Genomic DNA, 26,694 nt, shown 5'->3' with positions numbered 1-26,694 from the left:
TCCGGAGTCACTCCATGCGTAGCCCGCTGATTGCTGCCACCCTTGGCCTGCTGCTATTGGCCGACGTGGCCCAGGCCCAAACCCTGGTAGCCACCAGCAACATGATCATTCGTGCCTCCCAGCGCACGCTTGATTTCACTTCCGATACCACCACGTCCATCCGCGATTCGAAGATCGTCCGTGAAGCCCACGACGATGCGGCCAGTTTCGTCGCCAGCGAGGGTGCAATCCGTGGTGCACACCTGGAAGCTGCCTTCGACACCTTGCGCACCCGCGTACCGGAAGCCCGCGACGCCAGTGATCAGGTTCTCGCCGAAGCCGTCCTCGCACTGTGAAATCACTAAGCGCCTGGCTGCTGGCCGGGGTTGTGTTGCTGCTTGGCAGCACGGCCCAGGCCGGCTTGCAATTGCGGCTCAAGACCGACGGCCTGAGCCCCGCGCAACAGCAGGCCAGTCAGGCGCTGCTCGATGAAGCCATGCAGGCGTTACCGCCACGCTTCATCGAGCAGCTGGACCGGCACATCGATGTCGGCTGGACCGACAACATGCCGAGCAATGCCTATGGCCAGGCATCACTGGTGTCCGAGCTCGACCTGAATCGCAACCTGCTCGCCAGCCTCACCGACGGCAGCGCCGCGACCAAAAAAACCTATCGCCCCCACGGCACCGTGCGTCAGGAACTGCTCGCCACGGTGTTGCACGAGCTCACCCACATCTACGACCGCGCACGCCTGTGGCCGGACGCCGAGCGCACACTGATCCAGCGCTGCACACAACGTAACAGCAGCTCCGGACTGATCGGCATCCCGGATCAGTGCCGCGGACAGACCGACCGACGCTGGACCCTCAGCGACGACCCTCGCCTGCTTGATCTGGCCGGCTGGCCACAATACGTCGGTCGGCGCGGCGAGCGCGAACAGCACAACCGGCAGATTGCCCGCAGCCCGGACATCTACGAGACGAGCAGCCCGAAGGAGTTCGTCGCGGTCAACATGGAGTACTTCCTCCTCGACCCAAGCTATGCCTGCCGTCGCCCTGCGCTGTATCGCTACTACAAAGAACACTTCGGCTGGGCGCCCGCCGCCAAAGACACCTGCGCCCGATCATTCGCCTTCCTCAATGCCGGTAATGATTTCGCCAAACAGCCCTTGGGCCAGGTCGATCCGGAACGGGTGTATGCCGTCGACTATCTGCTGGCAGAAGCCAATCAGAACTGGGTCAGCCGCTGGGGTCACAGCATGCTGCGACTGGTGATCTGCGCGCCCGGTCGGCCTCGCGGGCCGGATTGCCGCCTCGATCTGGATCAACATCTGGTGCTGTCTTACCGCGCCTTCGTCGGCGACGTACAGTTGTCGAGTTGGGATGGGCTGGTGGGCAAATATCCATCGCGCCTGTTTGTGCTGCCGCTGGCCCAGGTGATCGACGAATACACCAAGACCGAACTGCGCAGCCTGGCCTCGGTACCGCTGAACCTGTCGCGCAGCGAGATCGAAGACGTGGTGGAGCACGCCGCCGAGATGCACTGGAGTTACGACGGCAATTACTTCTTCCTGTCCAACAACTGCGCCGTGGAAAGCCTGAAGCTGCTGCGCAGCGGCAGCAATAATGCCCAGCTGACAGGGCTCGACAGCATCATGCCCAACGGCTTGCTGGAAGTACTCAAGAGCCGTGGACTGGCGGATACCAGCGTGCTCGACGACCCTCGCGAAGCGTTACGCCTGGGCTATCGCTTCGACTCCTTCCGCGAGCGTTATCAAGCGATGTTCGAGGTGCTGAAAAAGCACTTGCCGATCAAGCAGGAAAAGGTCGAAGACTGGCTGGCATTGAAAGCTGATGAGCGCCGCAAATGGATTGACCAGGCGGACCTGCGCACCAGCGCGGCATTGCTGTTACTGGAGCAGGCGAGCTTCCGCCAACAATTAGTATTGGCCCAGGACGAAGTGAAGCAACGCTATCTGGGCGCTCAGGAATTGAACAACGGCAGCATGGATAAGGCCAACGCGACCTTGAAGCAGATTCTCGCCAACAGTGGCTTCCTCAGCCGTCCGGCCGAACTGCTCGGCACCGGTGGCTATGGTTTGCCGCAGCCGAACGAGTGGACGCGCCTGGAGTCGGAAAGCAATCTGCGTCAGAAGCAGCTTCAAGTGCTGACCGGGGACCTCGACAAGGAAGTGCGAGCGCTGCTCGAGCCAAGCCGCGCTGCTGAAATGGCCGCCAACGAAGAGAACCTGAAACAGGTTGGCGAACATTTGAGGAAGTTGCACAAGGCTGCGGGTGGGTTGGAGTTGCCCTGAAAGCAAAAAGGGCTTCAGAACATAGTCCTGAAGCCCTCGGTCTTGCTGTATGTGCTGTGCCGCGAGGCACTAATTCCTCTCTTACTTTCAGCTGACCCGCGCTTTACGCACGCCGTCGGACAAGGCCGCGCACAGGCTGAGTACGCCCTCCACAGCCTGATCAGGGGTCGAGGCGTTGGCGATGTGATCAATCAGCGCCGACCCCACCACCACACCATCAGCCAGACGCGCGATTGCCGCTGCCTGTTCCGGTGTGCGAATACCGAAGCCGATGCTGATCGGCAGATCGGTATGGCGACGCAGACGGGTGACGGCCTCTTCGACATGTTCCAGAGTCGCCGCGCCCGCACCGGTCACACCCGCCACAGACACGTAGTAAACAAATCCGGAACTGCCATTCAGTACGGTCGGCAGACGCCCATCGTCAGTCGTCGGAGTGGTCAGACGGATGAAGTCCAGGCCCGCCGCCTGTGCCGGGTCGCACAATTCAGCGTTATGTTCTGGCGGCATGTCGACCACGATCAGGCCATCGACACCGGCTTCTTTGGCTTCAGCGATGAAACGCGGCACGCCGTACATGTGAATCGGGTTGAAGTAACCCATCAACACCAGCGGAGTCTCGCTGTTGCCTTTGCGGAACTCGCGAACCATTTGCAGGGTTTTCGCCAGGTTCTGCTTGGCGCCCAAGGCACGAATGTTGGCCAACTGGATCGCCGGACCATCGGCCATCGGATCAGTGAAGGGCATGCCCAACTCGATCACGTCGGCGCCGGCACCGGGCAAGCCTTTGAGGATCGCCAGGGACGTGTCATAGCTCGGATCGCCGGCGGTCACGAAGGTCACCAGGGCGGCGCGGTTCTGTTCCTTGAGTTCGGCAAAACGCGTTTGCAGGCGGCTCATCAGTGTTTCTCCTGCTTGGACTGCACTTGTTGAGAGTTTTCCATGTGGTGCATCACGGTTTGCATGTCTTTGTCGCCACGGCCGGACAGGTTGACCACCATCAGGTGATCTTTCGGCAGGGTCGGTGCGCGCTTGAACACTTCGGCCAGGGCATGGGCGCTTTCCAGTGCAGGAATAATCCCTTCCAGGCGGCAGCACTTATGGAATGCGTCGAGGGCTTCGTCGTCGGTCACCGAGGTGTACTGGACGCGGCCGATGTCATGCAACCAGGCGTGTTCAGGGCCGATGCCTGGATAGTCGAGACCGGCTGAAATCGAGTGCGCGTCAATGATCTGGCCATCATCGTCCTGCAACAGGAACGTACGGTTACCGTGCAGCACGCCTGGTACGCCACCGTTCAGGCTGGCCGCGTGCTTGCCGGTTTCGATGCCGTAACCGGCCGCTTCGACGCCGATGATCTCGACGCTCTTGTCATCGAGAAATGGGTGGAACAGGCCCATGGCATTGGAACCACCGCCGATGCACGCCACCAGGCTGTCTGGCAGGCGACCTTCCTGGGCTTGCAACTGCTCGCGGGTTTCCTTGCCGATGACGGCCTGGAAGTCGCGAACCATGGCCGGGTACGGGTGCGGACCGGCCACGGTGCCGATCAGGTAGAAGGTGCTGTCGACGTTGGTCACCCAGTCACGCAGGGCTTCGTTCATTGCGTCTTTGAGGGTGCCGGTGCCCGCGACTACCGGGATCACTTCGGCGCCCAGCAGCTTCATGCGAAACACGTTGGCTTGCTGACGTTCGATGTCAGTGGTGCCCATGTAGATCACGCATTCGAGGCCGAAACGCGCGGCCACGGTGGCGGTCGCCACGCCGTGCATGCCGGCGCCGGTCTCGGCGATGATGCGTTTCTTGCCCATGCGCCGCGCCAGCAGGATCTGGCCGATGCAGTTGTTGATCTTGTGCGCGCCGGTGTGGTTCAGCTCTTCGCGCTTGAGGTAAATTTTCGCGCCACCGCAGAACTCAGTCAGGCGTTCGGCGAAATACAGTGGGCTTGGACGTCCGACGTAATCACGCTGAAAGTAGGCCAATTCTTCTTTGAATGCCGGATCTTCCTTGGCTGCTTCGTATTCACGGGCCAGATCGAGGATCAACGGCATCAGGGTTTCGGCGACGTAACGGCCACCGAACGCGCCAAACAGGCCGTTGGCGTCGGGGCCGTTGCGCAGATTAGTCTGGGTCATGGGTCGCTCCAGTTGTATTCGAGAGGTGACGATGGGGTTCACTCTACCCCTGACATCCCACGCTGAAAACCGATAAGATCGCCGCAACCTGTCAGGAAAACTCACAGATCCCATGAGCCATGACCTCCCCCCGCTGAACGCGCTTCGCGCCTTCGAAGCCACTGCCCGCCTGAACAGCGTCAGTCAGGCTGCCGAACAGCTGCACGTCACCCATGGCGCGGTCAGCCGGCAACTCAAGGTACTGGAGGAACACCTCGGCGTGAGCCTGTTCATCAAGGATGGACGCGGCCTTAAACTCACAGATGCCGGCGTTCGATTGCGCGATGCCAGCGGCGAAGCCTTCGAGCGTTTGCGCAGCGTTTGCGCCGAGCTGACCCAAAGCACCGCCGATGCGCCGTTCGTGCTCGGCTGCTCGGGCAGTCTTTTGGCGCGCTGGTTCATTCCGCGTTTGGGGCGCCTGAATGCGGACCTGCCGGATCTGCGCTTGCACCTGTCGGCTGGCGAAGGCGATCTCGATCCACGACGGCCCGGTCTGGATGCCCTGCTGGTGTTTGCCGAGCCGCCGTGGCCGGCGGATATGCAGGTCTACGAGTTGGTGAGCGAACGCATCGGCCCGGTCATGAGCCCGCGATTTGCCGGCTACGAAAGGCTACGAAACGCACCAGCAAGCACACTGTTGAGCGAACCCTTGCTGCACACCACCTCACGTCCGCAAGCCTGGCCGATCTGGGCACAGCAAAGCGGCCTCGACGACAAGGCGCTGAAGTACGGTCAGGGCTTCGAGCATTTGTATTATTTGCTGGAAGCGGCAGTGGCCGGGCTGGGCGTGGCCATCGCGCCCGAGCCGCTGGTGGCCGAAGACGTGAAGGCCGGTCGCCTGGTTGCGCCATGGGGCTTCCGTGAAACCCCGGCGCAACTGGCGTTGTGGCTCCCCAAGCGCGCCGCGGACGGGCGCGCTCGGCAGTTGGCGCAGTGGCTTAAAAACGAACTGCGCCAGACACCTTAATGACCGCGCTTGAACAATAAATAGGCCGCAAGCAATCCCAGCGCACCAACGGCAACACCGGCTGTAGTCCAAGGGTGCTCCTGGGCGTAGTCACGAGTCGCGATCCCGGTTTCACGGGTTTTGACCTTAACCTCTTCATAAGCATCGGTGAGCAGATGGCGTGAGTGTTTCAGCGCGTTCTCGGCGTTGCTTTTCAACGTCTTGATAGTTTTACGCGACTCGTCCGAGGCGTCGTCCTTCAAGCTTTCCAACGATTTCAACAGACTCTCGATCTCGGCTTCCATGCTTTGCAATGAGGCGTTGCGTAACGACGTGTTGGCCATGATGGCTCTCCTGCATTGTTGATGAGTGACGTGTGTTGGTTGGGACTTCAGGGGTTCGAGAAAGTGCAGTAAATCTGAACGTCACTACGGATTGGTCGACAGAAGAAATAAGAAAAATCACTGCTAGGCTGTATTTCACACCTCAAGGAGAACGCCATGTCTGACCATCACACCTACAAGAAAGTCGAACTGGTTGGCTCGTCCACCAGCAGCATTGAAGACGCCATCAACAATGCCTTGGCCGAAGCCAACAAAAGCCTCAAGTACATGGAATGGTTTGAAGTGACCGAAACTCGCGGGCATATCAAAGACGGCAAAGCTGCACACTTCCAGGTGACACTCAAAGTCGGGTTCCGGATTGCCAGCAGCTGAGTTTGAGCCAGCCGTCTGAACTTGCGCGACGACTGAATGCCATAGGAAACAGCAAAGCGCTACAGAATGAGCGCATCCGGTAGCTGGATGCCCTCCCTCTATTGATCCGACCAAGGAGTGCAACCCATGAAGAAGTTTATTCTGGCGGTAGGTTTGTTGAGCCTTGCGGGAACAGCCTTTGCCCAGGTCAAGTCGTGTGAAGAGCTGAAAGCCGAAATTGCTGCAAAACTGGACGCCAAGGGTGTTTCCAATTACACGCTGGAGATCGTCGACAAAGGCACTGCTGCCGGTGGAAAAGTCGTCGGGAAATGCGAGAAGGGCTCCAAGGTAATCGTTTACAAACAGGGCTGACTTCCCTCAATAACGAAAAGCCGACGCCATGGCGTCGGCTTTTTGTGGATGCCGTTTAAGTGTCAGCCCTTCATGACCTGCGCCAACAGTTCATAGGAGTGCACGCGATCGGCATGTTCATACAGGTCACAGGTGAAAATCAGTTCATCCGCCTGGGTCTGTTCGATCAGCACCTCAAGCTTGGCGCGGATTTTCTGCGGGCTGCCGACCATCGCCAGCCCCAGGAAATCACCGACCGCTTCTTTCTCATGGGGCAGCCACAGGCCGTCCATGGTCTTCACGGGTGGGCGTTGCACCAGGCTCTGGCCACGCATCAACGCAAGAATCCGCTGGTACACCGAAGTGGCCAGGTAATCGGCCTGCTCGTCGGTGTCTGCCGCCACCAGCGGCACACCGAGCATCACGTAAGGCTTATCCAACACCGCTGATGGCTTGAAGTGGTTGCGGTAGACGCGAATCGCTTCATGCATGAAGCGCGGTGCGAAATGTGAAGCGAAGGCGTAGGGCAATCCGCGCTCACCGGCCAGCTGCGCACTGAACAGGCTCGAACCCAACAACCAGACCGGGACATTGGTGCCGGTACCCGGCATGGCAATGATCCGCTGATCCGGCGTGCGTGGGCCGAGGTAGCGCATCAACTCGGCCACGTCTTCCGGGAAATCGTCGGCGCTGCCGGAACGCTCGCGACGCAAGGCGCGGGCGGTCATTTGATCGGAGCCGGGCGCGCGCCCCAGGCCCAGGTCGATCCGGCCTGGATACAGGCTTTCAAGGGTGCCGAACTGCTCGGCGATCACCAGCGGCGCATGGTTGGGCAACATCACGCCCCCCGAGCCGACACGAATGGTCGAAGTGCCACCGGCCAGATAGCCCAGCAGGACCGAGGTCGCCGAGCTGGCGATCCCGTCCATATTGTGGTGTTCGGCGACCCAAAAGCGGTTGTAGCCGAATTTTTCGACGTGCTGCGCCAGGTCCAGGGAATTGCGCAGAGACTGGGCCGCACTGCCGTTCTCGCGCACGGGCACCAGATCGAGGGTCGAAAACTTGATCTCAGACAGTCGTTTCATAAACCTGCTTCTCCAATGGGTAAGCAGGTTTTTTCACCAACGAAAACCTGCCGAGGCTATAAGCGTGTTCTATGCAATGAGGGCATATACCCGAGTTTCAATAGAAGAGACAAAATTCCTGCACGATTAGAGGACTGATCAGATGAGGTGAACTTTGCCCGACGGTCTATCCTCAGAACCCTGGTAACCGAAAACCACGAAGGCGCGACGTTTCGCACCGGATCTTGAGGAGGCAGACATGGCTATCACAAAGAAAGCATCGGCTCATTGGGAAGGTGACCTGAAAACCGGCATTGGCTCAATCTCCACGGAAACCGGCGTACTCAGAGAAGCCCCTTACGGCTTCAAGGCCCGTTTCGAAGGCGGTAAAGGCACCAATCCGGAAGAGTTGATCGGTGCGGCCCACGCGGGCTGTTTCTCCATGGCATTTTCAATGATTCTCGGCGATGCCGGCCTCAAGGCCGACAGCATCGACACCAATGCCGAAGTCACTCTGGACCAGGTGGACGGCGGCTTTGCAATCACCGCAGTGAAACTGATCCTCAAGGCGAAAATCCCTGGGGCGACCCAGGCGCAATTCGAGGAATTGAGCAACAAGGCCAAAGAGGGCTGCCCGGTGTCCAAGGTGCTGAATGCGAAAATCAGCCTGGATGCGACGTTGGTCAGCTAAACCGATAAAAGATCGCAGCCGTCGGCAGCGCCTGGATTATTGATTGATCGGTAGGCGCTGTCGAAAGCTGCGATCTTTTTTTGCGTTGGAACAAAACATGGCTGGCGTAATTGTGGTCGAATAAATGACAGCAGCTTTAGCGCATCACCGTGCGCGCTGCCTCAAGGGAGCTTCAACCATGAAACGTTTTGCCTTGGCGGTTATCTGTTGCACGCTGGCCACATCGGCTCTCGCGGTAACCAAATCGTGTGAGGAACTCAAGGCTGAGATCGAAGCCAAGATCCAGGCCAATAACGTCTCGTCCTACACCCTGGAAATCGTCACCGACGACGAAGTGCACGATCAGAATATGGTGGTCGGCACGTGCGACGGCGGCACGAAGAAAATCATCTACCAAAAAAATGACCGTTGATTCGCCTCACATGAGGCAGTAGCTCTCGCGATCTTCGGCGACAATCTCCCGCTTGGCGTTATACAGCCGGGCGCTGGGGCTGAACGCTATGGAGCGAGCCTCCAACAGATAACGCTGGCCGGCCTCGAAATGGTCGTAATTGATGGTCAGGTAGCATATTCGCTCCAGAGGAGTGTTCAGCAACCCCGGCCCTCCGCCAAACACTTCAAAGTCAAAACGTACCCTGAGCTCATGACTACCCGGGGTGACCTGAAAGTAACGGCCATCGCTCAACCGCTGGTTGTCCAGACGATCGGCCATCAGCAGTTTCCCGCCGGGAACTGGCGTAGCGAAGTCGACCCAGGCCATCTGCGGATTGACCGCCGGCAACGGACTCGTGCAGCCGACAAAGGCACCTGCAGCGAGCAACAGCAACAACCTGCGCATGATGAATATCCCAAGGACTGATCATTCAGCATAGCGCCGATCAGGTGCGTTGGCAGCCCGCTGGCTTACCCTGCCCAATCACTTTTCGCTGCTGATCATAAAGCTTTGCCCACGGCCGAAAGCCGATATTCCCCGCTTGCAGCTGATACCGCTGCCCGGCGTTGAAGTCCTTGAATTTCACATTCAACTGGCAGTCGCGCCACAACGGCTCGGCATCGGGGCCAATGTTGGTCGGCTGGACCGCGAACAAATAGCGAACCTTCAGCTCATGGCTGCCGGGCTGCACCTGGAAGTAGCGCTTGTCGATGGACGCCTTGTCATCGACTTTCAGCGCTTGCAGCGCGGCGTCTTGTTGTAATGGATCAAGATCGATCCAGGCCTGCGAAGGATCAGGGGTGGGCAATCCGGCACAGCCGGCCAGCATCAGCAGGCCTCCCGTCAGCATCAATTTGCGCATAGCGGAGCTCCAATAGGCGGGATAGTCTTGCGGGCAGACTTTCCAGGGATTTTTTTATTTTGATCAGGCCGCGTCCAAGCCTTGGGTTACTTGATCGCGTTTTACGCATTTTGTTTCCGGGTGTTTTTCTTTTGTCGCTCAATGGCTGCGCGAGCGTCAGCTATTACGGCCAATTGGCCAGTGGTCAGCTGCACTTGCTGCGGGCCCGGGAGCCGATTGCCAATGTGATTGCCGACCCCGACCGCGATCGGCAATTGCGTGCGCACCTGGCCCAGTCACAAAAGGCCCGAACGTTCGCCAGCCAACACCTGCATCTGCCGGACAACCAGAGCTACCGCTTGTACGCCGACATCGGCCGACCGTTTGTAGTCTGGAATGTCTTCGCCACGCCGGAGTTTTCGCTGAAGCCGCAGAACCATTGCTTCCCCGTCGCCGGCTGCGTCGCTTATCGCGGTTTTTACAGTCAGAGCGCTGCTCGCGGTGAGGCCGCCTTGCAACGCCTGCAAGGTATGGACGTGTCGATCGGCGGCGTCGAGGCCTATTCGACGCTCGGTTGGTTCAACGATCCGATTATTAGCTCGATGATGGCGTGGGGCGACGAGCGGTTGGCGACGCTGATATTCCACGAACTCGCGCACCAACGTTTTTATGTGAAAGACGACACCGAGTTCAACGAGTCCTTCGCCACGTTCGTCGAACAGGAAGGCACTCGCCAATGGCGCGCATTCCGAGACATGCCGCCGGATAATGGAGCGTTGGTACGCCAACGCGACCAGTTCATCCAATTGATTCTGGACACCCGCACCCGGCTTGAACGGCTTTACGCCCTACCGCTGCCGGCCGACCAAATGCGTGAGCGAAAAGCGGCCGAGTTCGAACAATTGCGCCGTGAGTACAGGACCCTGCGTGACAGCCAATGGGCTGGCAACAATCGCTACGATGCATGGATCAACGCCCCGATGAACAACGCCCGATTACTGCCGTTTGGTTTGTATGACCAGTGGGTGCCAGCGTTTACCACACTGTTCAGGCAGGTCGATGGTGATTGGGTGAGGTTTTATGCGGCAGTGGAGAAGGTAGGCACGTTGCCGGTTGGGGAGCGCAAGGCGGCGTTGAGGGCGTTGGCAGGATCAGCGAATTCCGGTGGCTGAACGGGCACCTTCGCGGACTTGCCCGCGAGGGGATTTGATCAGCGCTGCAAAAACGCCTGATGCAACTCATCCAGCGTCTCGAAGTGATACGCCGGTGCTTCGGCGCTCAATTCTTCCCGGCTGCCAAACCCATAACCCACCGCTGCCGCGTCCAGCCCATTGCTGCGGGCACCGATCAGGTCGTGCTTACGGTCGCCGATCATCAGCGTATTGGCCGGGTCGAGACCTTCTTCGGCCATCAAGTGTGCAATCAGCTCGACCTTGTTGGTCCGCGTGCCATCCAGCTCACTGCCATAAATCATCTTGAAATGCTTGGCGAAGTCGAAGTGCCGGGCAATTTCCCGGGCGAAAACCCATGGCTTGGAGGTCGCGATGTACAGCTGCCGCCCTTGGCCACCGAGGGTTTCCAGTAGAGGCGTGACGCCGTCGAACACGCGGTTTTCATACAGGCCGGTGACCTTGAAGCGTTCACGATAGAAGTTCACTGCCTCCCAGGCCTTGGGTTCGTCGAAGTCATAGAACTGCATGAACGCCTGCAACAATGGCGGGCCAATGAAATGTTCGAGCCTGGTCAGGTCCGGTTCATCGATACCCAGTTTGCTCAGGGCGAACTGGATGGAGCGGGTGATACCTTCGCGCGGGTCGGTCAGCGTGCCATCGAGGTCGAACAGTACGGTTTGGTAATGCATGGAAATTCCTGAGCAATAGCGAGACGCTTTCCGTTATCAAGAGGCTTAGAGCTGGTCGTAGCCTTCGGCCAGATGCAGGTCCTTGAGCTTCACGTAATTCGCTGCACTGTAGGTGAAAAAGGCTTTTTCCTTGTCCGTCAGCGGCCGGATCTGCTTCACCGGGCTCCCGACATAAAGGAAACCGCTTTCCAGGCGCTTACCCGGTGGCACCAGGCTACCGGCGCCGATGATCACATCGTCCTCGACCACCGCACCGTCCATGACGATGCTGCCCATGCCGATCAGAATCCGGTTGCCCACGGCGCAACCATGAAGCATGACTTTATGCGCGATGGTCACATCGTCGCCGATCAGTAACGGAAAGCCATCGGGGTTGAATGGCCCTGCATGGGTGATGTGCAACACGCAGCCGTCCTGCACGCTGGTGCGCGCACCGATCCGGATGCGATGCATGTCGCCGCGGATCACCGTCAGCGGCCAGACGGAGCTGTCTTCGCCGATTTCGACGTCGCCGATCACCACTGCCGAGCCGTCGACAAAAGCGCCTTTGCCCAGCAGCGGCGTGTAGTTCTGATACTTGCGAAGGGTCACGATAGGGTTTCTCTCTGTTGCCGATAGCTGCGGTGAGCGTCGATTGTAATTAAGATGGGCGCATGTTTCTTCCGCATGTTTTCCAGCCAAGGTGCCAACCGTGAGCGTGAACAACCCTCTTCTGCAGTCCTACGACCTGCCGCCGTTCTCGGCGATCCGTGCCGAACACGTGCAACCGGCCATTGAAAAGATCCTGGCTGACAACCGCGCCGCCATTGTCGAAATCCTCAAGACCCAGGCCAAACAACCGACCTGGGCCGGCCTGGTGCTGGCGATGGACGAACTCAACGATCGTCTGGGCGCCGCCTGGAGCCCGGTCAGCCACCTCAATGCCGTGTGCAACAGCGCTGAGTTGCGCGAGGCTTACGAGTCCTGCCTGCCGGCCCTGAGCGCCTACGCCACCGAGCTGGGCCAGAACCGTGAACTGTTTCAGGCCTATGAAGCGCTGGCGAACAGTCCTGAGGCCGCCGGTTTCGACGTGGCGCAGAAAACCATCCTGGAGCACGCCCTGCGTGACTTCCGCCTGTCGGGTATCGACCTGCCTGAAGCCGAACAGAAGCGTTATGCCGACGTGCAGAGCAAACTGTCGGAGCTGGGCAGTCGCTTCTCCAACCAGTTGCTCGACGCCACTCAGGCCTGGACCAAGCACATCACTGACGAAGCCGCCCTCGCTGGCCTGACCGATTCGGCCAAGGCGCAGATGGCCGCCGCCGCGCAAGCCAAAGACCTCGACGGCTGGCTGATCACCCTGGAATTCCCGAGTTACTACGCGGTGATGACCTACGCCCAGGACCGCGCCCTGCGCGAAGAAGTCTACGCCGCCTACTGCACCCGTGCGTCGGACCAAGGTCCGAATGCCGGTCAGAACGATAACGGCCCGGTCATGGAAGAAATCCTCGACCTGCGTCAGGAACTGGCAAAACTGTTGGGTTTCACCAGCTTCTCGGAGCTGAGCCTGGCGACCAAAATGGCCGAATCCAGCGATCAGGTACTCAGCTTCCTACGCGACCTGGCCAAGCGCAGCAAGCCGTTCGCCGTCCGGGATCTGGAGCAGCTCAAGGCCTACGCCGCCGAACAGGGTTGCCCGGACCTGCAAAGCTGGGACAGCGGTTTCTACGGTGAAAAACTTCGCGAGCAGCGCTACAGCGTTGCCCAGGAAACCCTTCGCGCGTACTTCCCGATCGACAAGGTTCTGGGTGGGCTGTTCGCCATCGTCCAGCGGCTGTACGGCATCGAGATCGCCGAGCTGAAAGGCTTCGATACCTGGCACCCGGACGTTCGCCTGTTCGAAATCAAGGAAAACGGCCAGCACGTCGGCCGCTTCTTCTTCGACCTCTATGCCCGCGCCAACAAGCGTGGCGGTGCCTGGATGGACGGCGCCCGCGATCACCGCCGCACAATCAATGGTGTGCTGCAAAGCCCGGTAGCGAACCTGGTGTGCAACTTCACCCCGGCCGACAGCGGTAAACCAGCCCTGCTGACCCACGACGAAGTGACCACCCTGTTCCATGAATTCGGTCACGGCCTGCATCACCTGCTGACCCGCGTCGAGCACGCTGGCGTGTCCGGCATCAACGGCGTGGCCTGGGATGCGGTCGAGCTGCCAAGCCAGTTCATGGAAAACTGGTGCTGGGAGCCGGAAGGTCTGGCACTGATTTCCGGACATTACGAAACCGGCGAACCGTTGCCTCAGGATCTGCTGGAGAAAATGCTCGCGGCGAAGAACTTCCAGTCCGGACTGATGATGGTCCGCCAACTGGAGTTCTCGCTGTTCGACTTCGAGCTGCACGCCACTCACGGCGACGGCCGCAGCGTGTTGCAAGTGCTCGAAGGGGTACGTGATGAGGTTTCGGTCATGCGTCCACCGGCCTACAACCGTTTCCCCAACAGCTTCGCCCACATCTTCGCCGGTGGCTACGCGGCGGGTTACTACAGCTACAAGTGGGCTGAAGTATTGTCGGCCGATGCCTTCTCGAAATTCGAAGAAGACGGCGTGCTCAATGCCCAGACCGGTCGTGCCTTCCGCGAAGCGATCCTGGCACGAGGTGGTTCCCAGGAGCCGATGGTGCTGTTCGTCGACTTCCGTGGCCGTGCGCCATCGATTGACGCACTCTTGCGCCACAGCGGCCTGACCGAGGACGCGGCAGCATGAGTGAGGGACCTGTGATTACCAAAAAACGCTTTATCGCCGGGGCGGTCTGCCCGGCCTGTAGCGAGCCGGACAAATTGATGATGTGGAACGAAGATACCGTTCCGCATCGCGAGTGCGTGGCCTGCGGTTATTCCGACACGCTGAATGAACAAGGTCTGTCGGTGCCCAAGGAATTGGGCACCCGGGTTAACACCTCGGCACCCAAGGTGCCGGACGCCAAGGTTCAGGCCGTGCAGTTTTTCCCGAACCCGAAGCTGAAGAAAAAGCCTGACGAGCAACACTGAGTATCGAAAAACACCTTCCACTGCGCAACGCAGTGGAAGGTGTTACTTACTCGACATGGGCCGAGTTGAACCAACTCTTCATCGAACACATGGCAAACGGACTTGTGCTGCACTCACCATTGGCCAGCGCCGTACGAAGTTTGTCGACATCGGCCTGCATCATGTAGCGAATGCCGTCCTTGAAGTGGGTGCTATCGCCAAAACCGCCCTGAGTCATTTCACTCAGCGCATCTTCCTTACTCCAGCCCTGCACCACCACACGGTACATCGCCGCCATCAGGCCGGTGCGATCCGAGCCGTGTTTGCAGTGCATGAGCACAGGCCCTTTGGCCTCCGCGCTCTGAATCGTGCGAAGAGCCTTGAGCACATCACTGTCATCCACATGATTGGTGCGGTAGGGCAGTTGTATCTGGGTGATTCCGGGTTTTGACAACCAGCTCGAGTCCGGTTCAGGCAGGAAGTTGATGACGGTGGCGACCTTGAGTTTTTCCAGCAACGGCACCGCCCCCTTGTCCGGCAACGCACTGCGATAGAGGGTCGGGGACATCTGATAGAGGTTGTACTGAACCTCCACCGATTGAGCCCAGTCCGCAGGCCGGGATAGAGCAGCGTCGTCAGCGTGGGCCAGCGTCAGGTTGAAAAGTGCGGCCAGCGACAAAAGAAGCGTCGCAGGTAGAAGGCGCAGTAGGGACATGCTCAGGCGACCGTGAAGTGGTGGATAAGTGATCGATAGCCTGAACTCGGGACAGTCAAAGACCTGTGAGGGCACTGTCAAAGAATCGTGAATAGAACAGCAAATGCCCGAGGCTGGTGGTCATTCAGATCAGTCAGACTGTCCGACATCGCTAGTTGATTGAGAGACACTATCCGGCAAGACCTTGAGTTAATAGACACCGATAAAACCAGGCCTGCATGGAGTCTCATGCAGACCTGGCAACAACTATCAACTTCAGGGATTTACGATACTGGAATAAGCCTTGGCCAAGGCCAGCAGTTTTGCTTTGTCATCACCATCGATATCGCCATCACCGTCCACATCGCTGTTAATGGTTTTGATCGTGAAGGACTGACCACCATCGCTGGAAACCGCTGTCACATAGACGGAATCGACCAGTGCCTCTGTCTGCACTTCATTTACCGCATCCCATCCCGGCTCTTTACGGGCAAGCTGCATCGATACTTGTGCTTCGCGAGGATTGGTTATGCTGGGCGCCAACAGTTGTAAAAAAATACCACGCTGATTAAAAAACGACATGACTAAATCCTTTTAATTAATAATCCACGACAACTTCGTGTGGCAAGGATAGTACTAACAGCCTTTGTAATTTCGCCACTTGATATATATTTCCGGTGATGACAGTTGCGCGATGCGCTTGATCCATAAACTTGTCTTGTTAGTTCCTTTATATAATCTCCGATGTTCACTCGCCGAACGGCACTGGTTTGTCGCTTTCCTCCTTGATACTGTATGCACATACAGCCAATGGGTTTTTATCGATGAACACGCCTCTGCCACCCCGCGGTCGCGGCACCGCCACCAACCCGCACAACCGTTTCGCACCGAACCGTTCGGTGGCCGAGGATGACGGCTGGTATCAGGAAGCGCCGATCACCCAAGGCACCGAGGTGCGCATCGAGACGGCGAAGACCATCATTACCCGCAACAACTCGCCGGACTTGCCCTTCGACCGCTCGATCAATCCCTATCGTGGCTGCGAGCATGGCTGTATCTATTGCTACGCGCGGCCAAGCCACGCTTATTGGGACATGTCGCCGGGTCTGGATTTCGAAACCAGACTGATCGCCAAGACCAACGCCGCCGATGTGCTGGAAGAACAACTGTCCAAACGCGGCTATCAATGCGCGCCGATCAACCTGGGCTCCAACACCGATCCTTATCAGCCGATCGAGCGTGAATACAAAATCACCCGCAGGACCCTCGAGGTGCTGCTGCGCTATCGCCATCCGGTGACCATCATCACCAAGGGCTCGCTGATTCTGCGCGATCTGGACCTGCTGGCCGAACTCGCCGAGCAACGACTGGTGGCGGTAATGATCAGCCTCACCACTCTGGACGATGAGCTCAAACGCATCCTCGAACCCCGTACGGCTGCGCCCAAGGCACGACTGCGGGCGATCCGGGTAATGCGTGAAGCGGGGATTCCGGTGGGTGTCTTGTGTTCACCGATGATTCCGATGATCAACGACAGCGAACTCGAAAGCCTGCTGACTGAAGCCCATGCGGCCGGAGCGCAAACTGCGGCTTACATGATGTTGCGCCTGCCGCTGGAAGTGGCGCCGCTGTTCGAAGAGTGGCTGGCCGCCCACTATCCTCAACGTGCAGCTCATGTGTTGAGCCTGATCCGCCAGAGCCGTGGTGGGGAGCTTTACGACAGTCGGTTTGGCGCCCGTATGCGCGGTGAAGGACCGTTTGCCGATCTGCTGGCGCAGCGTTTTGCCAAAACCATCAAGCGCCTGGGGCTCAACCGTCGGGAAGGTTTCGATCTGGACTGCAAAGCCTTTTGTCCGCCGGGTCGCCAGATGTCATTGATTTAAGGACAATCGGACCTATGGTGGAGTAGTGAAAAAAGTACGTCGCGTTCAAGCTGGTCATATTTCTTATGACCTGGAACGTACGTTCTAGAGCGCTTGATTCAGTTTGAGTTAAGCTTCGGCCGCTACCTTGTTCATCGAGTGACTGATGGGTCTGCTTTTCGACCTGGATGTTTTTTATACAGCCACTGGCTTCACATCGGACAAAACGGGAAAATTCCCTGACTCCGCCAAAGAGGATGAATCATGAGTGACAAGGATAAACAGCCTTTGGCTGCGTCGGCTTCAGCCCAACCCGAGGCGGAAACCGCCGATGCAGCGCTGCAGCATATCGTTGACGGCTTTTTGCATTTTCATCACGAGATCTTTCCGCAGCAGGAAGAACTCTTCAAAAAACTCGCCACGGCCCAGCGGCCTCGGGCGATGTTCATCGCGTGCGCCGATTCGCGCATTGTTCCCGAGCTGATCACCCAAAGCGCCCCCGGCGACCTGTTCGTCACCCGTAACGTCGGCAACGTCGTGCCGCCTTATGGGCAAATGAACGGTGGTGTTTCCACAGCCATCGAATACGCAGTGCTAGCGCTCGGCGTGCAGCACATCATCATCTGCGGCCACTCCGACTGTGGCGCCATGCGCGCAGTACTCAACCCGCAGAGCCTGGAAAAGATGCCGACGGTCAAAGCCTGGCTGCGCCATGCGGAAGTGGCGAAAACCATGGTTCAGGACAACTGCCATTGCTCGAATGAAAGCGAGAGCATGCACATCCTTACCGAAGAGAATGTGATCGCTCAGTTGCAACATTTGCGCACGCACCCGTCGGTGGCCTCGCGCATGGCCAACGGTCAGCTGTTTATCCATGGTTGGGTGTACAACATCGAAACCAGCGAAATCCAGGCTTACGACGCGGATCAGGGTTGTTTCCTGCCGCTCGATGGCAGCCATCCGATTCCGGTGGCGACGCCCAAAGCGCGCTTCTAAATCCTCTTCGTAGCCTGTCTCACAACAACGTTTGCGAGACAGGTCAACAGATCCCTGTGTGGTTTAGCCGAGGCTGCTGATCAGGCAGCCCGGCTTTGCCATGCCTGAAGAAAACTTCGGGAGAGTCACCATGCGTGCCGCTCAATTAAAAGCTGTTCTGCCACGGGAGCTGCTGGCTTCGGTGGTTGTGTTTCTGGTTGCCCTGCCTTTGTGCATGGGCATCGCCATCGCCTCTGGGCTGCCACCGGCCAAAGGCCTGATCACCGGCATCATCGGTGGGCTGGTAGTTGGCTGGCTTGCCGGTTCACCGCTGCAAGTCAGCGGTCCGGCGGCAGGCCTGGCGGTATTGGTGTTCGAACTGGTGCGCCAGCATGGTATCGCCATGCTCGGGCCGATCCTGCTACTGGCGGGTTTTCTGCAATTGGTAGCCGGGCGTTTGAAACTGGGTTGCTGGTTTCGGGTCACGGCGCCGGCTGTGGTGTACGGCATGCTCGCCGGCATCGGCGTGTTGATCGTGCTGTCGCAGGTGCACGTAATGCTCGATGCCGTGCCCAAGCCCTCAGGGCTGGATAACCTGGCGGCCTTTCCTACTGCAGTGATTCAGGCTTTGCCTTCGTTTGGCTGGCAAGCGGGTTTGCTCGGGCTGTCGACCATTGCCGTGATGTGGCTGTGGGAAAAATTCCGCCCGCATTCCCTGCGTTTCGTTCCCGGCGCATTGCTCGGGGTCGGTCTAGCAACGATCGCCAGCCTGGCGCTCGCCTTGCAGGTCAAACGTGTGGAGGTCCCGGCTAACCTGGCGGAGGCCATCGATTGGCTACGCCCGGCGGATCTGCTCAACCTGGCTGACCCAACCCTGCTGATCGCCGCCTTCGCCGTGGCCTTTATCGCCAGCGCCGAAACCCTGCTCTCGGCCGCCGCCGTGGATCGCATGCACAGTGGTCAACGCTCGGACTTCGACCGCGAATTGTCGGCACAAGGTGTGGGCAACATGTTGTGTGGCCTGCTCGGCGCGCTGCCGATGACCGGGGTGATCGTGCGCAGCTCGGCCAACGTTCAAGCCGGCGCCACCACCCGCCTGTCGACGGTGTTCCATGGCCTGTGGTTGCTGGCTTTCGTACTGCTGCTATCGAGCGTGCTGCAAAGCATTCCGGTGGCGAGCCTGGCGGGCGTGCTGGTTTACACCGGTTTCAAACTGGTGGACCTCAAAGCCTTTCGCGGCCTGGGCCGTTATGGCCGGATGCCGATGTTCACCTATGCGGCGACTGCACTGGCAATCATCTTCACCGACCTGCTGACGGGCGTGCTGATCGGCTTTGGCCTGACGCTGGCCAAACTGGCCTGGAAGGCTTCGCGCCTGAAAATCAGCCTGATCGATCTACCGGCGGACGGCGAGATGGAACTGCGTCTGGTGGGGGCGGCGACTTTCCTCAAGGTGCCGGCGTTGACCCAGGTGCTGGGGAGCATTCCCGCAGGCGCGACGGTGCATGTGCCGCTCAATAACCTGAGCTACATCGATCACTCGTGCCTTGAGTTGCTGGAGGAGTGGGGCCGGGCCAATGCGGCCAAGGGTTCGAAGTTGGTGATTGAAGCGCGGGGGTTGAAGCGCAGACTTGAAGGGCGGTTGCGGACCACCACCGGGGTAGGCTCAACGGGCGGTTGAAGCCCCCCTGTAGGAGCGAGCGGTGCGGCGATCCGACTTGCCCGCGAAGCTTTTGGCGTACTTTGGGACGCCTTCGCGGGCAAGCCTCGCTCCTACAGGGTTGCATAGACTTACGCGGCTGGTTGATCCAGCTCCAGCTCCACGCCCAATTGGCGCGACAGACACGGCCAGCGCTTCCACGCGGCGCCGGTGTCCGGGCTGTTGAGTTTCTCGCGGTAGGCCTCCACCGACTCCAGCGCGAAACTTTCATCGTCAAGCATCTCGTCCACGGCGTGATGCACCGCCTCATCCAGTTGGTTGGCAAATTCCTCGCCAATCAATTGGTGGGCAATCAGGTTGGCGACAGTCATGTCCAAGGGGATCAATGGCTGACCAAAATGCTTGATGTACAGGTCGTTGACCTCTTCGACCAGGCGGTGCGCCAGATAAGCTTCGTCCAGCAGGCTGTCCAGGCCAACGTGACCGGCCATGATCGCCGGCGGTTGGAGGAAGAACTGCTCGGCGATTGTCAGCACCGGCTTGATCTGCGATTCGATGCCCGCTTCCCTGGCGACTTCATTGGCTGCATCCAGCAGGTCTGGCACTTGTTCTATATACGCGGCCACAAAACGCGTCATCACGCCGTTAGCGTCGACATCCGGCAATTGGATGGCGGAGTGAAGGTGCGGCAGTTGGGTTTCCAGCTGACGAGTCAGCAGGCCGGTCTCGGCCTCGTGTTGTTGGGCTTGTTGGATCTGCTCGCGCAATGCGGCGGTGTTCATGAAAACTCCAGGAAACAAAGGCAATGAAATAGGGAAGACATAACTTAGCTGGCTCAGGAAAAAGGCTAAGACGCATTTGTCATAATTATTTCATCCTTGAGACATCGAAGTTATATCGATTTGCCACCACTCGTCTGCATCCTTCTCCATTCGTGACCTGGAACGCAAGTCCAACCTGTTTCAGCTGATTTACCCCATCGCGTTGCGAGGTGGCAGTCGCTGTCTATACTCGGTTCTGAATGGAGTTAGCTGATGACACCCGACTGCATACGCAGCAAGGCTCGGCGATTCAAGTTCGTGGTCTGAAAATGCCGCTCCCTTGCCGCAGGCGTTACGCCTACGGGATAACAAGAACGATAAGGGGAACCCGCAATGATGCGACATCCACATGTCTGGATGGGCCTCCTGTTGTGGTCGATTTTCAGTCAGGCGCAAGCGGCCTGGACTGTCAATATGGCGCCTGGAGCGACTGAGATCAGTCACGCAGTATTCGATCTGCACATGACCATTTTCTGGATTTGTGTGGTGATCGGCATCATCGTCTTCGGCGCCATGTTCTGGTCGATGATGATCCACCGCCGCTCGACCGGGCAGGTGGCCGCAAAATTTCATGAAAGCACCACCGTTGAAATCCTCTGGACCATCGTCCCCCTGCTTATCCTGGTAGCCATGGCGGTCCCCGCAACCGCCACACTGATCAAGATGTACGACAACACGGAGCCGGATATCGATATCCAGGTCACCGGCTATCAGTGGAAGTGGCATTACAAATACCTGGGTCAGGACGTCGAATTTTTCAGCAACCTGACTACCCCCGCCGATCAGATCCACAACAAGGAAGCCAAGGGCGAGCATTACCTGCTGGAGGTCGACAAGCCACTGGTGCTGCCGATCGGTGCCAAGGTGCGTTTTCTGGTGACCTCCGCCGATGTCATCCACTCCTGGTGGGTGCCGGCCTTCGCAGTCAAGCGCGATGCTATTCCGGGCTTCGTCAATGAATCCTGGACCCGTGTCGACAAGCCCGGCATCTACCGTGGCCAGTGCGCCGAGCTGTGCGGCAAGGACCACGGCTTCATGCCGATCGTGGTCGAGGTCAAGGAAAAGGCCGACTACGAAAAATGGCTGGGCGAGCGCAAGGCGGAAGCCGCGCAACTCAAAGAGCTGACCAGCAAGGAATGGACCCTCGACGAGCTCAAGGAGCGCGGCGACAAGATTTATCACACCACTTGCGTGGCCTGTCACCAGGCCGAAGGCCAGGGCCTGCCGCCGATGTTCCCGGCACTCAAGGGCTCGAAAATCGCCACCGGGCCGAAAGAGGCTCACCTGAGCCTGGTCTTCCATGGCAAGCCCGGCACCGCGATGGCGGCGTTCGGCAAGCAGCTCTCGGAAGTCGATATCGCGGCGGTCGTGACCTACGAACGTAACGCCTGGGGCAACAACAAAGGCGACATGGTCACCCCTAAAGAAGTGCTGGAGCTGAAACAGGCGGAAAGCAAATGACCCGGTCTATTGCGTACTCAAGGAATCGGTCGGGGCATGACGTCCCGGTTCGCCCAGCCCAGCCGTTTGCAGGAGACAGGACATGACTGTTGTAGTCGATGACCATGTTCATACCGATACCGCCCACGCCCACGGCCCCGCCAAAGGCCTGATGCGCTGGGTGTTGACCACCAACCACAAGGATATCGGCACGCTGTACCTGTGGTTTGCATTCACTATGTTCCTGCTGGGCGGCTCGTTCGCCATGGTGATCCGTGCCGAGCTGTTCCAGCCGGGACTGCAAATCGTCGAACCGGCGTTCTTCAACCAGATGACCACCATGCACGGTCTGGTGATGGTCTTCGGCGCGGTGATGCCGGCCTTCGTCGGCCTCGCCAACTGGATGATCCCGTTGATGATCGGCGCGCCGGACATGGCCCTGCCGCGAATGAACAACTTCAGCTTCTGGCTGTTGCCGGCCGCGTTCATTCTGCTGGTATCGACCCTGTTCACCCCCGGTGGCGGGCCGAACTTCGGCTGGACCTTCTACGCACCGCTGTCGACCACCTACGCGCCGGAAAGCGTGACGTTCTTCATCTTCGCCATCCACTTGATGGGGATCAGTTCGATCATGGGCGCAATCAACGTGATCGCGACCATCCTCAACCTGCGCGCCCCCGGCATGACGTTGATGAAAATGCCGCTGTTCGTCTGGACCTGGCTGATCACCGCGTTCCTGCTGATCGCGGTGATGCCGGTGCTGGCCGGCTGCGTGACCATGATGCTGATGGACATCCACTTCGGCACCAGTTTCTTCAGTGCCGCCGGTGGCGGTGATCCGGTGCTGTTCCAGCACGTGTTCTGGTTCTTCGGTCACCCCGAGGTGTACATCATGATCCTGCCGGCCTTCGGTGCCGTCAGCTCGATCATTCCGGCGTTCTCGCGCAAGCCGCTGTTTGGCTACACCTCGATGGTCTACGCCACGGCCAGTATTGCGTTCCTGTCATTCATCGTCTGGGCGCACCACATGTTCGTGGTCGGCATTCCGCTGGTGGGCGAGTTGTTCTTCATGTACGCCACGCTGCTGATCGCAGTGCCGACCGGCGTGAAGGTGTTCAACTGGGCCAGCACCATGTGGCAAGGCTCGCTGACCTTCGAGACGCCGATGCTGTTCGCCGTGGCGTTCGTGATCCTGTTCTCCATTGGCGGATTCTCCGGGCTGATGCTGGCCATCGCCCCGGCAGACTTCCAGTACCAGGACACCTACTTCGTGGTCGCGCACTTCCATTACGTGCTGGTGCCGGGGGCGATCTTCGGGATCTTCGCCTCGGCTTACTTCTGGCTGCCGAAATGGACCGGCCACATGTACGACGAAACCCTCGGCAAGCTGCACTTCTGGCTGTCTTTCATCGGCATGAACATGGCGTTCTTCCCGATGCACTTCGTGGGCCTGGCGGGCATGCCGCGGCGGATTCCGGACTACAACCTGCAATTCGCCGACTTCAACATGGTGTCGTCGATCGGCGCGTTCATGTTTGGTGCCACGCAGATCTTCTTCCTGTTCATCGTGATCAAGACCATTCGCGGCGGCGAGCCGGCACCGGCCAAGCCGTGGGATGGTGCCGAAGGCCTGGAATGGAGCATTCCATCGCCCGCGCCGTATCACACCTTCACCACACCGCCGGAAGTGAAATGAAACGCCTCGGTCCTGTAGGAGCCGGCTTGCTGGCGATGAACGCAGCGCGGTGTGTCAGACACTCCGCCTTCGCTGGCAAGCCAGCTCCTACAGGATATGGCGTAGAGGCTGGAAATAATGGCTGACTCGATCTCGATGAAGAAACTGGTCACCCGCCTGTTACTGGTGGTGGCGGCGATGTTTGTCTTCGGCTTTGCCCTGGTGCCGATCTACGACGTGATGTGCAAGGCATTCGGCATCAATGGCAAAACCGCCGGGCAGTATGAAGGCGAGCAAACGGTCGACGCCTCGCGGCAGGTTCGCGTGCAGTTTCTGTCGACCAACGCTGCTGACATGCCCTGGGATTTCTATCCCAAGACGGATGAGCTGACCGCGCACCCCGGGGCGGTGAACGAGATGATTTTTATCGCCCACAACCCCACCGACCGGCCGATGAGCGCCCAGGCGGTGCCGAGTATCGCGCCGAGTGCAGCCGCGGCGTACTTCCACAAGACCGAATGTTTCTGCTTTACCCAGCAAGTGCTGCAGCCCGGTCAACGCATCGAGATGCCAGTACGGTTCATCGTTGACCGCGACATGCCCAAGGATGTGAAGCACCTGACGCTGTCCTACACGCTGTTCGATATCACCGCACGTCATCCGCCCGTGGCTGTTGCAGCAAGCACAGGTGGCTAGGCGTTAAAGCGTGCCCGATAAGGAGAACAATAAATGGCAACTCATGAACATTATTACGTTCCAGCCCAGAGCAAATGGCCGATCATCGCCACGATCGGCATGCTGGTCACGGTGTTCGGCCTGGGCACCTGGTTCAACGACCTGAAGGCTGCGCGGCCGGAATCCCATGGCCCGCTGATCTTTTTCGTCGGCGGACTGCTGCTGGCCTACATGCTGTTGGGCTGGTTCGGGACGGTGGTCAAGGAGAGTCGCGCGGGGTTGTACAGCCCGCAACTCGACCGCTCGTTCCGCTGGGGCATGAGCTGGTTCATTTTCTCGGAGGTGATGTTCTTCCTGGCCTTTTTCGGTGCGCTGTTTTATGTGCGCAACATCGCGGGCCCGGCACTGGGTGGTGAAGGCACCAAAGGCATCGCCCACATGCTGTGGCCGACGTTCGAATTCACCTGGCCGCTGCTGAACAACCCGGACTCGAAACTCTTTCCTCCCCCCAAGGAAGTCATCAGCCCCTGGGGTCTGCCGCTGCTCAACACCGTACTGCTGGTGAGTTCCAGCGTCACCGTGACCATCGCTCACCACGCCTTGAAGAAAGGCCATCGCGGGGCGCTGAAAATCTGGCTGGCGCTGACCGTGTTGCTCGGTTGCGGCTTCCTGGGCTTTCAAGCCAAAGAATACCTGCACGCCTACCACGAACTGGGCTTGACCCTCGGTTCCGGCATCTACGGCGCAACGTTCTTCATGCTCACCGGTTTCCACGGTGCCCACGTGACCATCGGCACCATCATTCTGTTCGTGATGCTGATGCGCATCATGCGCGGGCACTTCAATGCAGACCACCATTTCGGCTTCGAGGCGGCGACCTGGTACTGGCACTTTGTGGATGTGGTGTGGATCGGGTTGTTCGTTTTCGTCTACGTACTTTGAGCCTGGCACTCATGACTACCAAGGCACGTGGGACACCAACTGGCCGCTGAAAAAACCCCAGGCGATCAAGCCGACAGTAATGGCGGCCAGCGCAACACGAATACTCAAGGCGATGACCAGGCGATTCGAGCTGCTGTCGTCCTTGACCAGAAAAAACAGGCCGCTGAACAGGCTGACAACCGTGGCAATCAGCATCAGGACGATGGCTGCTTTGAGCATGGTGACACTCCGGGGGACAGGCGATGCATGTGAGTATAGCTATCGCGATGACCGACTTTCTGGCGACGCCATGAAGCGCTTCCGGCTGGGCCTCGTGCCGACTCTGGTGGTCGCGGTGCTGCTGCCCTTGCTGGTGTCACTCGGCTTCTGGCAGTTGAGCCGGGGCGCGGAGAAAAGCGCGCTGCTGCAAAATTACGCCGAGCGCCGGGCGGCCGAACCGATGGCCAGCACCGAACTGCAACACACCGAAGATCCGGCCTTTCGCCGGGTTCGCCTGCACGGCCAGTTCGATGCCGAACACAGCCTGCTGCTGGATAACCGGCAGCGCGACGGCAAGGTCGGGGTCGAGCTGTTGCAACCATTTCAGGATCAGGCCACCGGGCTCTGGTTGCTGGTCAATCGCGGCTGGCTGCCGTGGCCGGATCGGCGTACCCCGCCGTCATTCACCACACCGACTCAGGTGTTGAGCCTCGACGCCTGGGTCTACGTCTCCCCCGGCGCAACGTTCCAGTTGCACGCCGACCCCAACACCACGACCTGGCCACAACTGATCACCGCCGTTGAACCGGCCAGGTTGTGGACGGCGCTTGAACGTGACGGTTTCGCCTACGAATTACGCGCGCAAAGTGGCCCTGCGACCTACCGGGCCGATTGGCCGGTGGTGGCCATGGGGCCGGAAAAGCACCTGGCTTACGCCGTGCAGTGGTTCGCCCTGGCGATCGCGCTGTTCGGCCTTTATCTCTATCTCGGATGGCACAACGCAAAGGAGAACAATAATGGGAGTGGCCATGAATCCACCCGGAATGTCTGAGGCGAAAACACCGGTGAATCGGCGGCGCGGACGCTTGCAGTTGCTGCTGATCCTATTGGGGGTGATCGGTCCGATGATCCTCGCCACCGGCATGTACAAATTGCAGTTCTGGGTACCCGAAGGCCGCAGTTATCACGGTGAACTGATCGGCAACGGCCAGACCCGCGCCGACATCGGCGTACAGGCGCAGGAAGACCGCTGGCAGTTGCTGGTAACGGCACCGAAGGACTGCTCGGTGGATTGCCAGCAGCTGGTTTATCTGGCGCGGCAGATCCAGATCGGCCTTGGTCGCGATGCTGCCCGCGCCAGCCATGCGCTGGCCATCGCGCAGCCGCTGAACAGCGATTACGAGACTAAACTTCAACGCGAGTACCCACAGTTGCAACGCTACTCATTGGACCTGCCGTCCTACATCAAAGGCGCGCAGAGCAATGACACGCCGCACCTGTGGATCATCGACCCTCACGGCAATCTGGTGCTGCGTTACGACCCGACGGTGAAGGGCAAGGATCTGCTCAACGACCTGCGCCACCTGCTGAAACTGTCGAACATCGGATAAGGGCAT

At 59.1% G+C, this 26,694-nt stretch carries 31 protein-coding genes; 19 read left to right on the top strand and 12 right to left on the bottom strand.

The window, feature by feature from the left end; all coding sequences use genetic code 11:
• The first annotated feature begins 14 nt into the window (after positions 1-14).
• Positions 15-335: a DUF2388 domain-containing protein gene (locus AC07VO_RS23620; protein WP_086945264.1), complete on the top strand. Its 321-nt coding sequence runs from the start codon at positions 15-17 to the stop codon at positions 333-335.
• Entirely contained in the window at positions 332-2,293 is a 1,962-nt protein-coding gene (locus AC07VO_RS23615; RefSeq protein WP_064615709.1) for a DUF7844 domain-containing protein, read from the top strand. The genes AC07VO_RS23620 and AC07VO_RS23615 overlap by 4 nt, the downstream gene beginning before the upstream one ends.
• Before the next feature lie 87 nt (positions 2,294-2,380).
• On the opposite strand, the gene trpA is transcribed toward AC07VO_RS23615, so the two are convergent.
• Entirely contained in the window at positions 2,381-3,193 is an 813-nt protein-coding gene (gene trpA / locus AC07VO_RS23610; RefSeq protein ID WP_018927236.1) for a tryptophan synthase subunit alpha, read from the bottom strand.
• On the bottom strand, positions 3,193-4,428 hold the full coding sequence (gene trpB / locus AC07VO_RS23605; protein ID WP_018927237.1) for a tryptophan synthase subunit beta: 1,236 nt from the start codon (positions 4,426-4,428) through the stop codon (positions 3,193-3,195). Before trpB ends, trpA begins: the two co-directional genes overlap by 1 nt.
• Positions 4,429-4,540: 112 nt before the next feature.
• On the opposite strand from trpB, the gene AC07VO_RS23600 reads away from it, so the two are divergent.
• Positions 4,541-5,434 (top strand): LysR family transcriptional regulator, encoded by an 894-nt coding sequence (locus AC07VO_RS23600; RefSeq protein WP_018927238.1) that lies wholly within the window; start codon positions 4,541-4,543, stop codon positions 5,432-5,434.
• Here AC07VO_RS23600 and AC07VO_RS23595 read toward each other — a convergent pair.
• The gene (locus AC07VO_RS23595; RefSeq protein ID WP_064615705.1) at positions 5,431-5,757 is read right to left on the bottom strand and encodes an ElaB/YgaM/YqjD family protein; all 327 of its coding nucleotides are present in this window, start codon (positions 5,755-5,757) and stop codon (positions 5,431-5,433) included. The genes AC07VO_RS23600 and AC07VO_RS23595 overlap by 4 nt on opposite strands.
• A 156-nt stretch (positions 5,758-5,913) precedes the next feature.
• On the opposite strand from AC07VO_RS23595, the gene AC07VO_RS23590 reads away from it, so the two are divergent.
• The gene (locus AC07VO_RS23590) at positions 5,914-6,129 is read left to right on the top strand and encodes a dodecin (RefSeq protein ID WP_018927240.1); all 216 of its coding nucleotides are present in this window, start codon (positions 5,914-5,916) and stop codon (positions 6,127-6,129) included.
• A gap of 126 nt (positions 6,130-6,255) precedes the next feature.
• Positions 6,256-6,480 (top strand): DUF1161 domain-containing protein, encoded by a 225-nt coding sequence (locus tag AC07VO_RS23585; protein ID WP_018927241.1) that lies wholly within the window; start codon positions 6,256-6,258, stop codon positions 6,478-6,480.
• A 62-nt stretch (positions 6,481-6,542) separates the two neighbouring features.
• On the opposite strand, the gene AC07VO_RS23580 is transcribed toward AC07VO_RS23585, so the two are convergent.
• The gene (locus AC07VO_RS23580; RefSeq protein WP_064615703.1) at positions 6,543-7,544 is read right to left on the bottom strand and encodes an LLM class flavin-dependent oxidoreductase; all 1,002 of its coding nucleotides are present in this window, start codon (positions 7,542-7,544) and stop codon (positions 6,543-6,545) included.
• Between the two features lie 238 nt (positions 7,545-7,782).
• Between AC07VO_RS23580 and AC07VO_RS23575 the strand changes: the two genes are divergently transcribed.
• Positions 7,783-8,214, top strand: coding sequence for an OsmC family protein (locus AC07VO_RS23575; protein WP_008152515.1), 432 nt, complete (start codon positions 7,783-7,785; stop codon positions 8,212-8,214).
• Positions 8,215-8,392: 178 nt separating this feature from the next.
• A complete protein-coding gene (locus tag AC07VO_RS23570) occupies positions 8,393-8,626 on the top strand; it encodes a DUF1161 domain-containing protein (RefSeq protein WP_495007671.1) in 234 nt (77 codons plus the stop codon).
• A 6-nt stretch (positions 8,627-8,632) separates the two neighbouring features.
• Here AC07VO_RS23570 and AC07VO_RS23565 read toward each other — a convergent pair whose 3' ends face one another.
• Both AC07VO_RS23565 and AC07VO_RS23560 read right to left on the bottom strand, forming a co-directional pair.
• The gene (locus AC07VO_RS23565; RefSeq protein ID WP_064615701.1) at positions 8,633-9,052 is read right to left on the bottom strand and encodes a PA0061/PA0062 family lipoprotein; all 420 of its coding nucleotides are present in this window, start codon (positions 9,050-9,052) and stop codon (positions 8,633-8,635) included.
• 40 nt (positions 9,053-9,092) lie between these two features.
• On the bottom strand, positions 9,093-9,509 hold the full coding sequence (locus tag AC07VO_RS23560) for a PA0061/PA0062 family lipoprotein (protein ID WP_018927245.1): 417 nt from the start codon (positions 9,507-9,509) through the stop codon (positions 9,093-9,095).
• A gap of 59 nt (positions 9,510-9,568) precedes the next feature.
• Here AC07VO_RS23560 and AC07VO_RS23555 point away from each other — a divergent pair, with 59 nt between their 5' ends.
• The gene (locus AC07VO_RS23555) at positions 9,569-10,660 is read left to right on the top strand and encodes an aminopeptidase (RefSeq protein WP_086945263.1); all 1,092 of its coding nucleotides are present in this window, start codon (positions 9,569-9,571) and stop codon (positions 10,658-10,660) included.
• A 38-nt stretch (positions 10,661-10,698) separates the two neighbouring features.
• On the opposite strand, the gene AC07VO_RS23550 is transcribed toward AC07VO_RS23555, so the two are convergent.
• Both AC07VO_RS23550 and AC07VO_RS23545 read right to left on the bottom strand, forming a co-directional pair.
• On the bottom strand, positions 10,699-11,349 hold the full coding sequence (locus tag AC07VO_RS23550; RefSeq protein ID WP_086945262.1) for an HAD family hydrolase: 651 nt from the start codon (positions 11,347-11,349) through the stop codon (positions 10,699-10,701).
• 45 nt (positions 11,350-11,394) lie between these two features.
• Positions 11,395-11,940, bottom strand: a complete 546-nt coding sequence (locus AC07VO_RS23545; RefSeq protein WP_007940736.1) for a gamma carbonic anhydrase family protein — start codon at positions 11,938-11,940, stop codon at positions 11,395-11,397.
• 100 nt (positions 11,941-12,040) lie between these two features.
• On the opposite strand from AC07VO_RS23545, the gene prlC reads away from it, so the two are divergent.
• Together prlC and AC07VO_RS23535 are read left to right on the top strand one after the other, a co-directional pair.
• Positions 12,041-14,092, top strand: a complete 2,052-nt coding sequence (prlC, locus tag AC07VO_RS23540; protein ID WP_018927248.1) for an oligopeptidase A — start codon at positions 12,041-12,043, stop codon at positions 14,090-14,092.
• Positions 14,089-14,376 (top strand): YheV family putative zinc ribbon protein, encoded by a 288-nt coding sequence (locus AC07VO_RS23535; protein ID WP_064615693.1) that lies wholly within the window; start codon positions 14,089-14,091, stop codon positions 14,374-14,376. Before prlC ends, AC07VO_RS23535 begins: the two co-directional genes overlap by 4 nt.
• A gap of 46 nt (positions 14,377-14,422) precedes the next feature.
• Here the strand turns inward: AC07VO_RS23535 and AC07VO_RS23530 are convergent, their stop codons facing one another.
• Complete coding sequence (locus AC07VO_RS23530) at positions 14,423-15,070, bottom strand: dual specificity protein phosphatase family protein (protein ID WP_064615691.1); 648 nt, start codon at positions 15,068-15,070, stop codon at positions 14,423-14,425.
• 255 nt (positions 15,071-15,325) lie between these two features.
• The gene (locus AC07VO_RS23525) at positions 15,326-15,631 is read right to left on the bottom strand and encodes a hypothetical protein (RefSeq protein WP_064615689.1); all 306 of its coding nucleotides are present in this window, start codon (positions 15,629-15,631) and stop codon (positions 15,326-15,328) included.
• Between the two features lie 242 nt (positions 15,632-15,873).
• Here AC07VO_RS23525 and AC07VO_RS23520 point away from each other — a divergent pair, with 242 nt between their 5' ends.
• The 3 genes from AC07VO_RS23520 (at position 15,874) to AC07VO_RS23510 (ending at position 19,567) form a co-directional block, all read left to right on the top strand.
• Positions 15,874-16,932 carry a PA0069 family radical SAM protein gene (locus AC07VO_RS23520; RefSeq protein ID WP_019651195.1) on the top strand — a complete coding sequence of 353 codons (1,059 nt, stop codon included), beginning with the start codon at positions 15,874-15,876 and terminating at the stop codon, positions 16,930-16,932.
• 243 nt (positions 16,933-17,175) lie between these two features.
• On the top strand, positions 17,176-17,907 hold the full coding sequence (locus tag AC07VO_RS23515) for a carbonic anhydrase (RefSeq protein ID WP_018927254.1): 732 nt from the start codon (positions 17,176-17,178) through the stop codon (positions 17,905-17,907).
• A 130-nt stretch (positions 17,908-18,037) separates the two neighbouring features.
• Entirely contained in the window at positions 18,038-19,567 is a 1,530-nt protein-coding gene (locus AC07VO_RS23510) for a SulP family inorganic anion transporter (RefSeq protein WP_086945261.1), read from the top strand.
• Between the two features lie 110 nt (positions 19,568-19,677).
• Here the strand turns inward: AC07VO_RS23510 and AC07VO_RS23505 are convergent, their stop codons facing one another.
• Positions 19,678-20,328 (bottom strand): hypothetical protein, encoded by a 651-nt coding sequence (locus AC07VO_RS23505; RefSeq protein WP_018927256.1) that lies wholly within the window; start codon positions 20,326-20,328, stop codon positions 19,678-19,680.
• Between the two features lie 372 nt (positions 20,329-20,700).
• Between AC07VO_RS23505 and coxB the strand changes: the two genes are divergently transcribed.
• From coxB to AC07VO_RS23485, 4 genes are all read left to right on the top strand, one after another.
• Complete coding sequence (gene coxB / locus AC07VO_RS23500) at positions 20,701-21,828, top strand: cytochrome c oxidase subunit II (protein WP_019580289.1); 1,128 nt, start codon at positions 20,701-20,703, stop codon at positions 21,826-21,828.
• A gap of 82 nt (positions 21,829-21,910) precedes the next feature.
• Complete coding sequence (gene ctaD, locus AC07VO_RS23495) at positions 21,911-23,503, top strand: cytochrome c oxidase subunit I (protein WP_064615680.1); 1,593 nt, start codon at positions 21,911-21,913, stop codon at positions 23,501-23,503.
• 117 nt (positions 23,504-23,620) lie between these two features.
• Positions 23,621-24,178 carry a cytochrome c oxidase assembly protein gene (locus AC07VO_RS23490; RefSeq protein ID WP_018927259.1) on the top strand — a complete coding sequence of 186 codons (558 nt, stop codon included), beginning with the start codon at positions 23,621-23,623 and terminating at the stop codon, positions 24,176-24,178.
• Between the two features lie 33 nt (positions 24,179-24,211).
• Entirely contained in the window at positions 24,212-25,099 is an 888-nt protein-coding gene (locus tag AC07VO_RS23485) for a cytochrome c oxidase subunit 3 (RefSeq protein ID WP_086945260.1), read from the top strand.
• A 15-nt stretch (positions 25,100-25,114) separates the two neighbouring features.
• Here the strand turns inward: AC07VO_RS23485 and AC07VO_RS23480 are convergent, their stop codons facing one another.
• Positions 25,115-25,318, bottom strand: coding sequence for a twin transmembrane helix small protein (locus AC07VO_RS23480; protein WP_018927261.1), 204 nt, complete (start codon positions 25,316-25,318; stop codon positions 25,115-25,117).
• Between the two features lie 70 nt (positions 25,319-25,388).
• Between AC07VO_RS23480 and AC07VO_RS23475 the strand changes: the two genes are divergently transcribed.
• A complete protein-coding gene (locus AC07VO_RS23475) occupies positions 25,389-26,129 on the top strand; it encodes an SURF1 family protein (protein ID WP_086945259.1) in 741 nt (246 codons plus the stop codon).
• A complete protein-coding gene (locus AC07VO_RS23470; protein ID WP_086945258.1) occupies positions 26,095-26,688 on the top strand; it encodes a PA_0111/PP_0108 family redox-active disulfide protein in 594 nt (197 codons plus the stop codon). The genes AC07VO_RS23475 and AC07VO_RS23470 overlap by 35 nt, the downstream gene beginning before the upstream one ends.
• Positions 26,689-26,694 lie beyond the last annotated feature (6 nt).

It is taken from the genome of Pseudomonas sp. GW821-FHT03E01 (assembly GCF_059420765.1).
Note: the sequence above shows the minus strand (reverse complement) of the source record. Positions and strands in the feature narration are given on the sequence as shown.

Bases quoted from the DNA above. Each gene is read 5' to 3' on its own strand.
- AC07VO_RS23550 (WP_086945262.1), bottom strand. From the start codon at position 11,349: ATGCATTACCAAACCGTACTGTTCGACCTCGATGGCACGCTGACCGAC.
- AC07VO_RS23510 (WP_086945261.1), top strand. From the start codon at position 18,038: ATGCGTGCCGCTCAATTAAAAGCTGTTCTGCCACGGGAGCTGCTGGCT.
- AC07VO_RS23515 (WP_018927254.1), top strand. From the start codon at position 17,176: ATGAGTGACAAGGATAAACAGCCTTTGGCTGCGTCGGCTTCAGCCCAA.
- AC07VO_RS23485 (WP_086945260.1), top strand. From the start codon at position 24,212: ATGGCAACTCATGAACATTATTACGTTCCAGCCCAGAGCAAATGGCCG.
- ctaD (WP_064615680.1), top strand. From the start codon at position 21,911: ATGACTGTTGTAGTCGATGACCATGTTCATACCGATACCGCCCACGCC.
- AC07VO_RS23490 (WP_018927259.1), top strand. From the start codon at position 23,621: ATGGCTGACTCGATCTCGATGAAGAAACTGGTCACCCGCCTGTTACTG.
- AC07VO_RS23505 (WP_018927256.1), bottom strand. From the start codon at position 20,328: ATGAACACCGCCGCATTGCGCGAGCAGATCCAACAAGCCCAACAACAC.
- AC07VO_RS23580 (WP_064615703.1), bottom strand. From the start codon at position 7,544: ATGAAACGACTGTCTGAGATCAAGTTTTCGACCCTCGATCTGGTGCCC.
- AC07VO_RS23575 (WP_008152515.1), top strand. From the start codon at position 7,783: ATGGCTATCACAAAGAAAGCATCGGCTCATTGGGAAGGTGACCTGAAA.
- AC07VO_RS23525 (WP_064615689.1), bottom strand. From the start codon at position 15,631: ATGTCGTTTTTTAATCAGCGTGGTATTTTTTTACAACTGTTGGCGCCC.
- AC07VO_RS23535 (WP_064615693.1), top strand. From the start codon at position 14,089: ATGAGTGAGGGACCTGTGATTACCAAAAAACGCTTTATCGCCGGGGCG.
- AC07VO_RS23595 (WP_064615705.1), bottom strand. From the start codon at position 5,757: ATGGCCAACACGTCGTTACGCAACGCCTCATTGCAAAGCATGGAAGCC.
- AC07VO_RS23470 (WP_086945258.1), top strand. From the start codon at position 26,095: ATGGGAGTGGCCATGAATCCACCCGGAATGTCTGAGGCGAAAACACCG.
- coxB (WP_019580289.1), top strand. From the start codon at position 20,701: ATGATGCGACATCCACATGTCTGGATGGGCCTCCTGTTGTGGTCGATT.
- AC07VO_RS23585 (WP_018927241.1), top strand. From the start codon at position 6,256: ATGAAGAAGTTTATTCTGGCGGTAGGTTTGTTGAGCCTTGCGGGAACA.
- trpA (WP_018927236.1), bottom strand. From the start codon at position 3,193: ATGAGCCGCCTGCAAACGCGTTTTGCCGAACTCAAGGAACAGAACCGC.
- AC07VO_RS23560 (WP_018927245.1), bottom strand. From the start codon at position 9,509: ATGCGCAAATTGATGCTGACGGGAGGCCTGCTGATGCTGGCCGGCTGT.
- AC07VO_RS23475 (WP_086945259.1), top strand. From the start codon at position 25,389: ATGAAGCGCTTCCGGCTGGGCCTCGTGCCGACTCTGGTGGTCGCGGTG.
- trpB (WP_018927237.1), bottom strand. From the start codon at position 4,428: ATGACCCAGACTAATCTGCGCAACGGCCCCGACGCCAACGGCCTGTTT.
- AC07VO_RS23590 (WP_018927240.1), top strand. From the start codon at position 5,914: ATGTCTGACCATCACACCTACAAGAAAGTCGAACTGGTTGGCTCGTCC.
- AC07VO_RS23480 (WP_018927261.1), bottom strand. From the start codon at position 25,318: ATGCTCAAAGCAGCCATCGTCCTGATGCTGATTGCCACGGTTGTCAGC.
- AC07VO_RS23520 (WP_019651195.1), top strand. From the start codon at position 15,874: ATGAACACGCCTCTGCCACCCCGCGGTCGCGGCACCGCCACCAACCCG.
- AC07VO_RS23530 (WP_064615691.1), bottom strand. From the start codon at position 15,070: ATGTCCCTACTGCGCCTTCTACCTGCGACGCTTCTTTTGTCGCTGGCC.
- AC07VO_RS23620 (WP_086945264.1), top strand. From the start codon at position 15: ATGCGTAGCCCGCTGATTGCTGCCACCCTTGGCCTGCTGCTATTGGCC.
- AC07VO_RS23600 (WP_018927238.1), top strand. From the start codon at position 4,541: ATGAGCCATGACCTCCCCCCGCTGAACGCGCTTCGCGCCTTCGAAGCC.
- AC07VO_RS23570 (WP_495007671.1), top strand. From the start codon at position 8,393: ATGAAACGTTTTGCCTTGGCGGTTATCTGTTGCACGCTGGCCACATCG.
- AC07VO_RS23565 (WP_064615701.1), bottom strand. From the start codon at position 9,052: ATGCGCAGGTTGTTGCTGTTGCTCGCTGCAGGTGCCTTTGTCGGCTGC.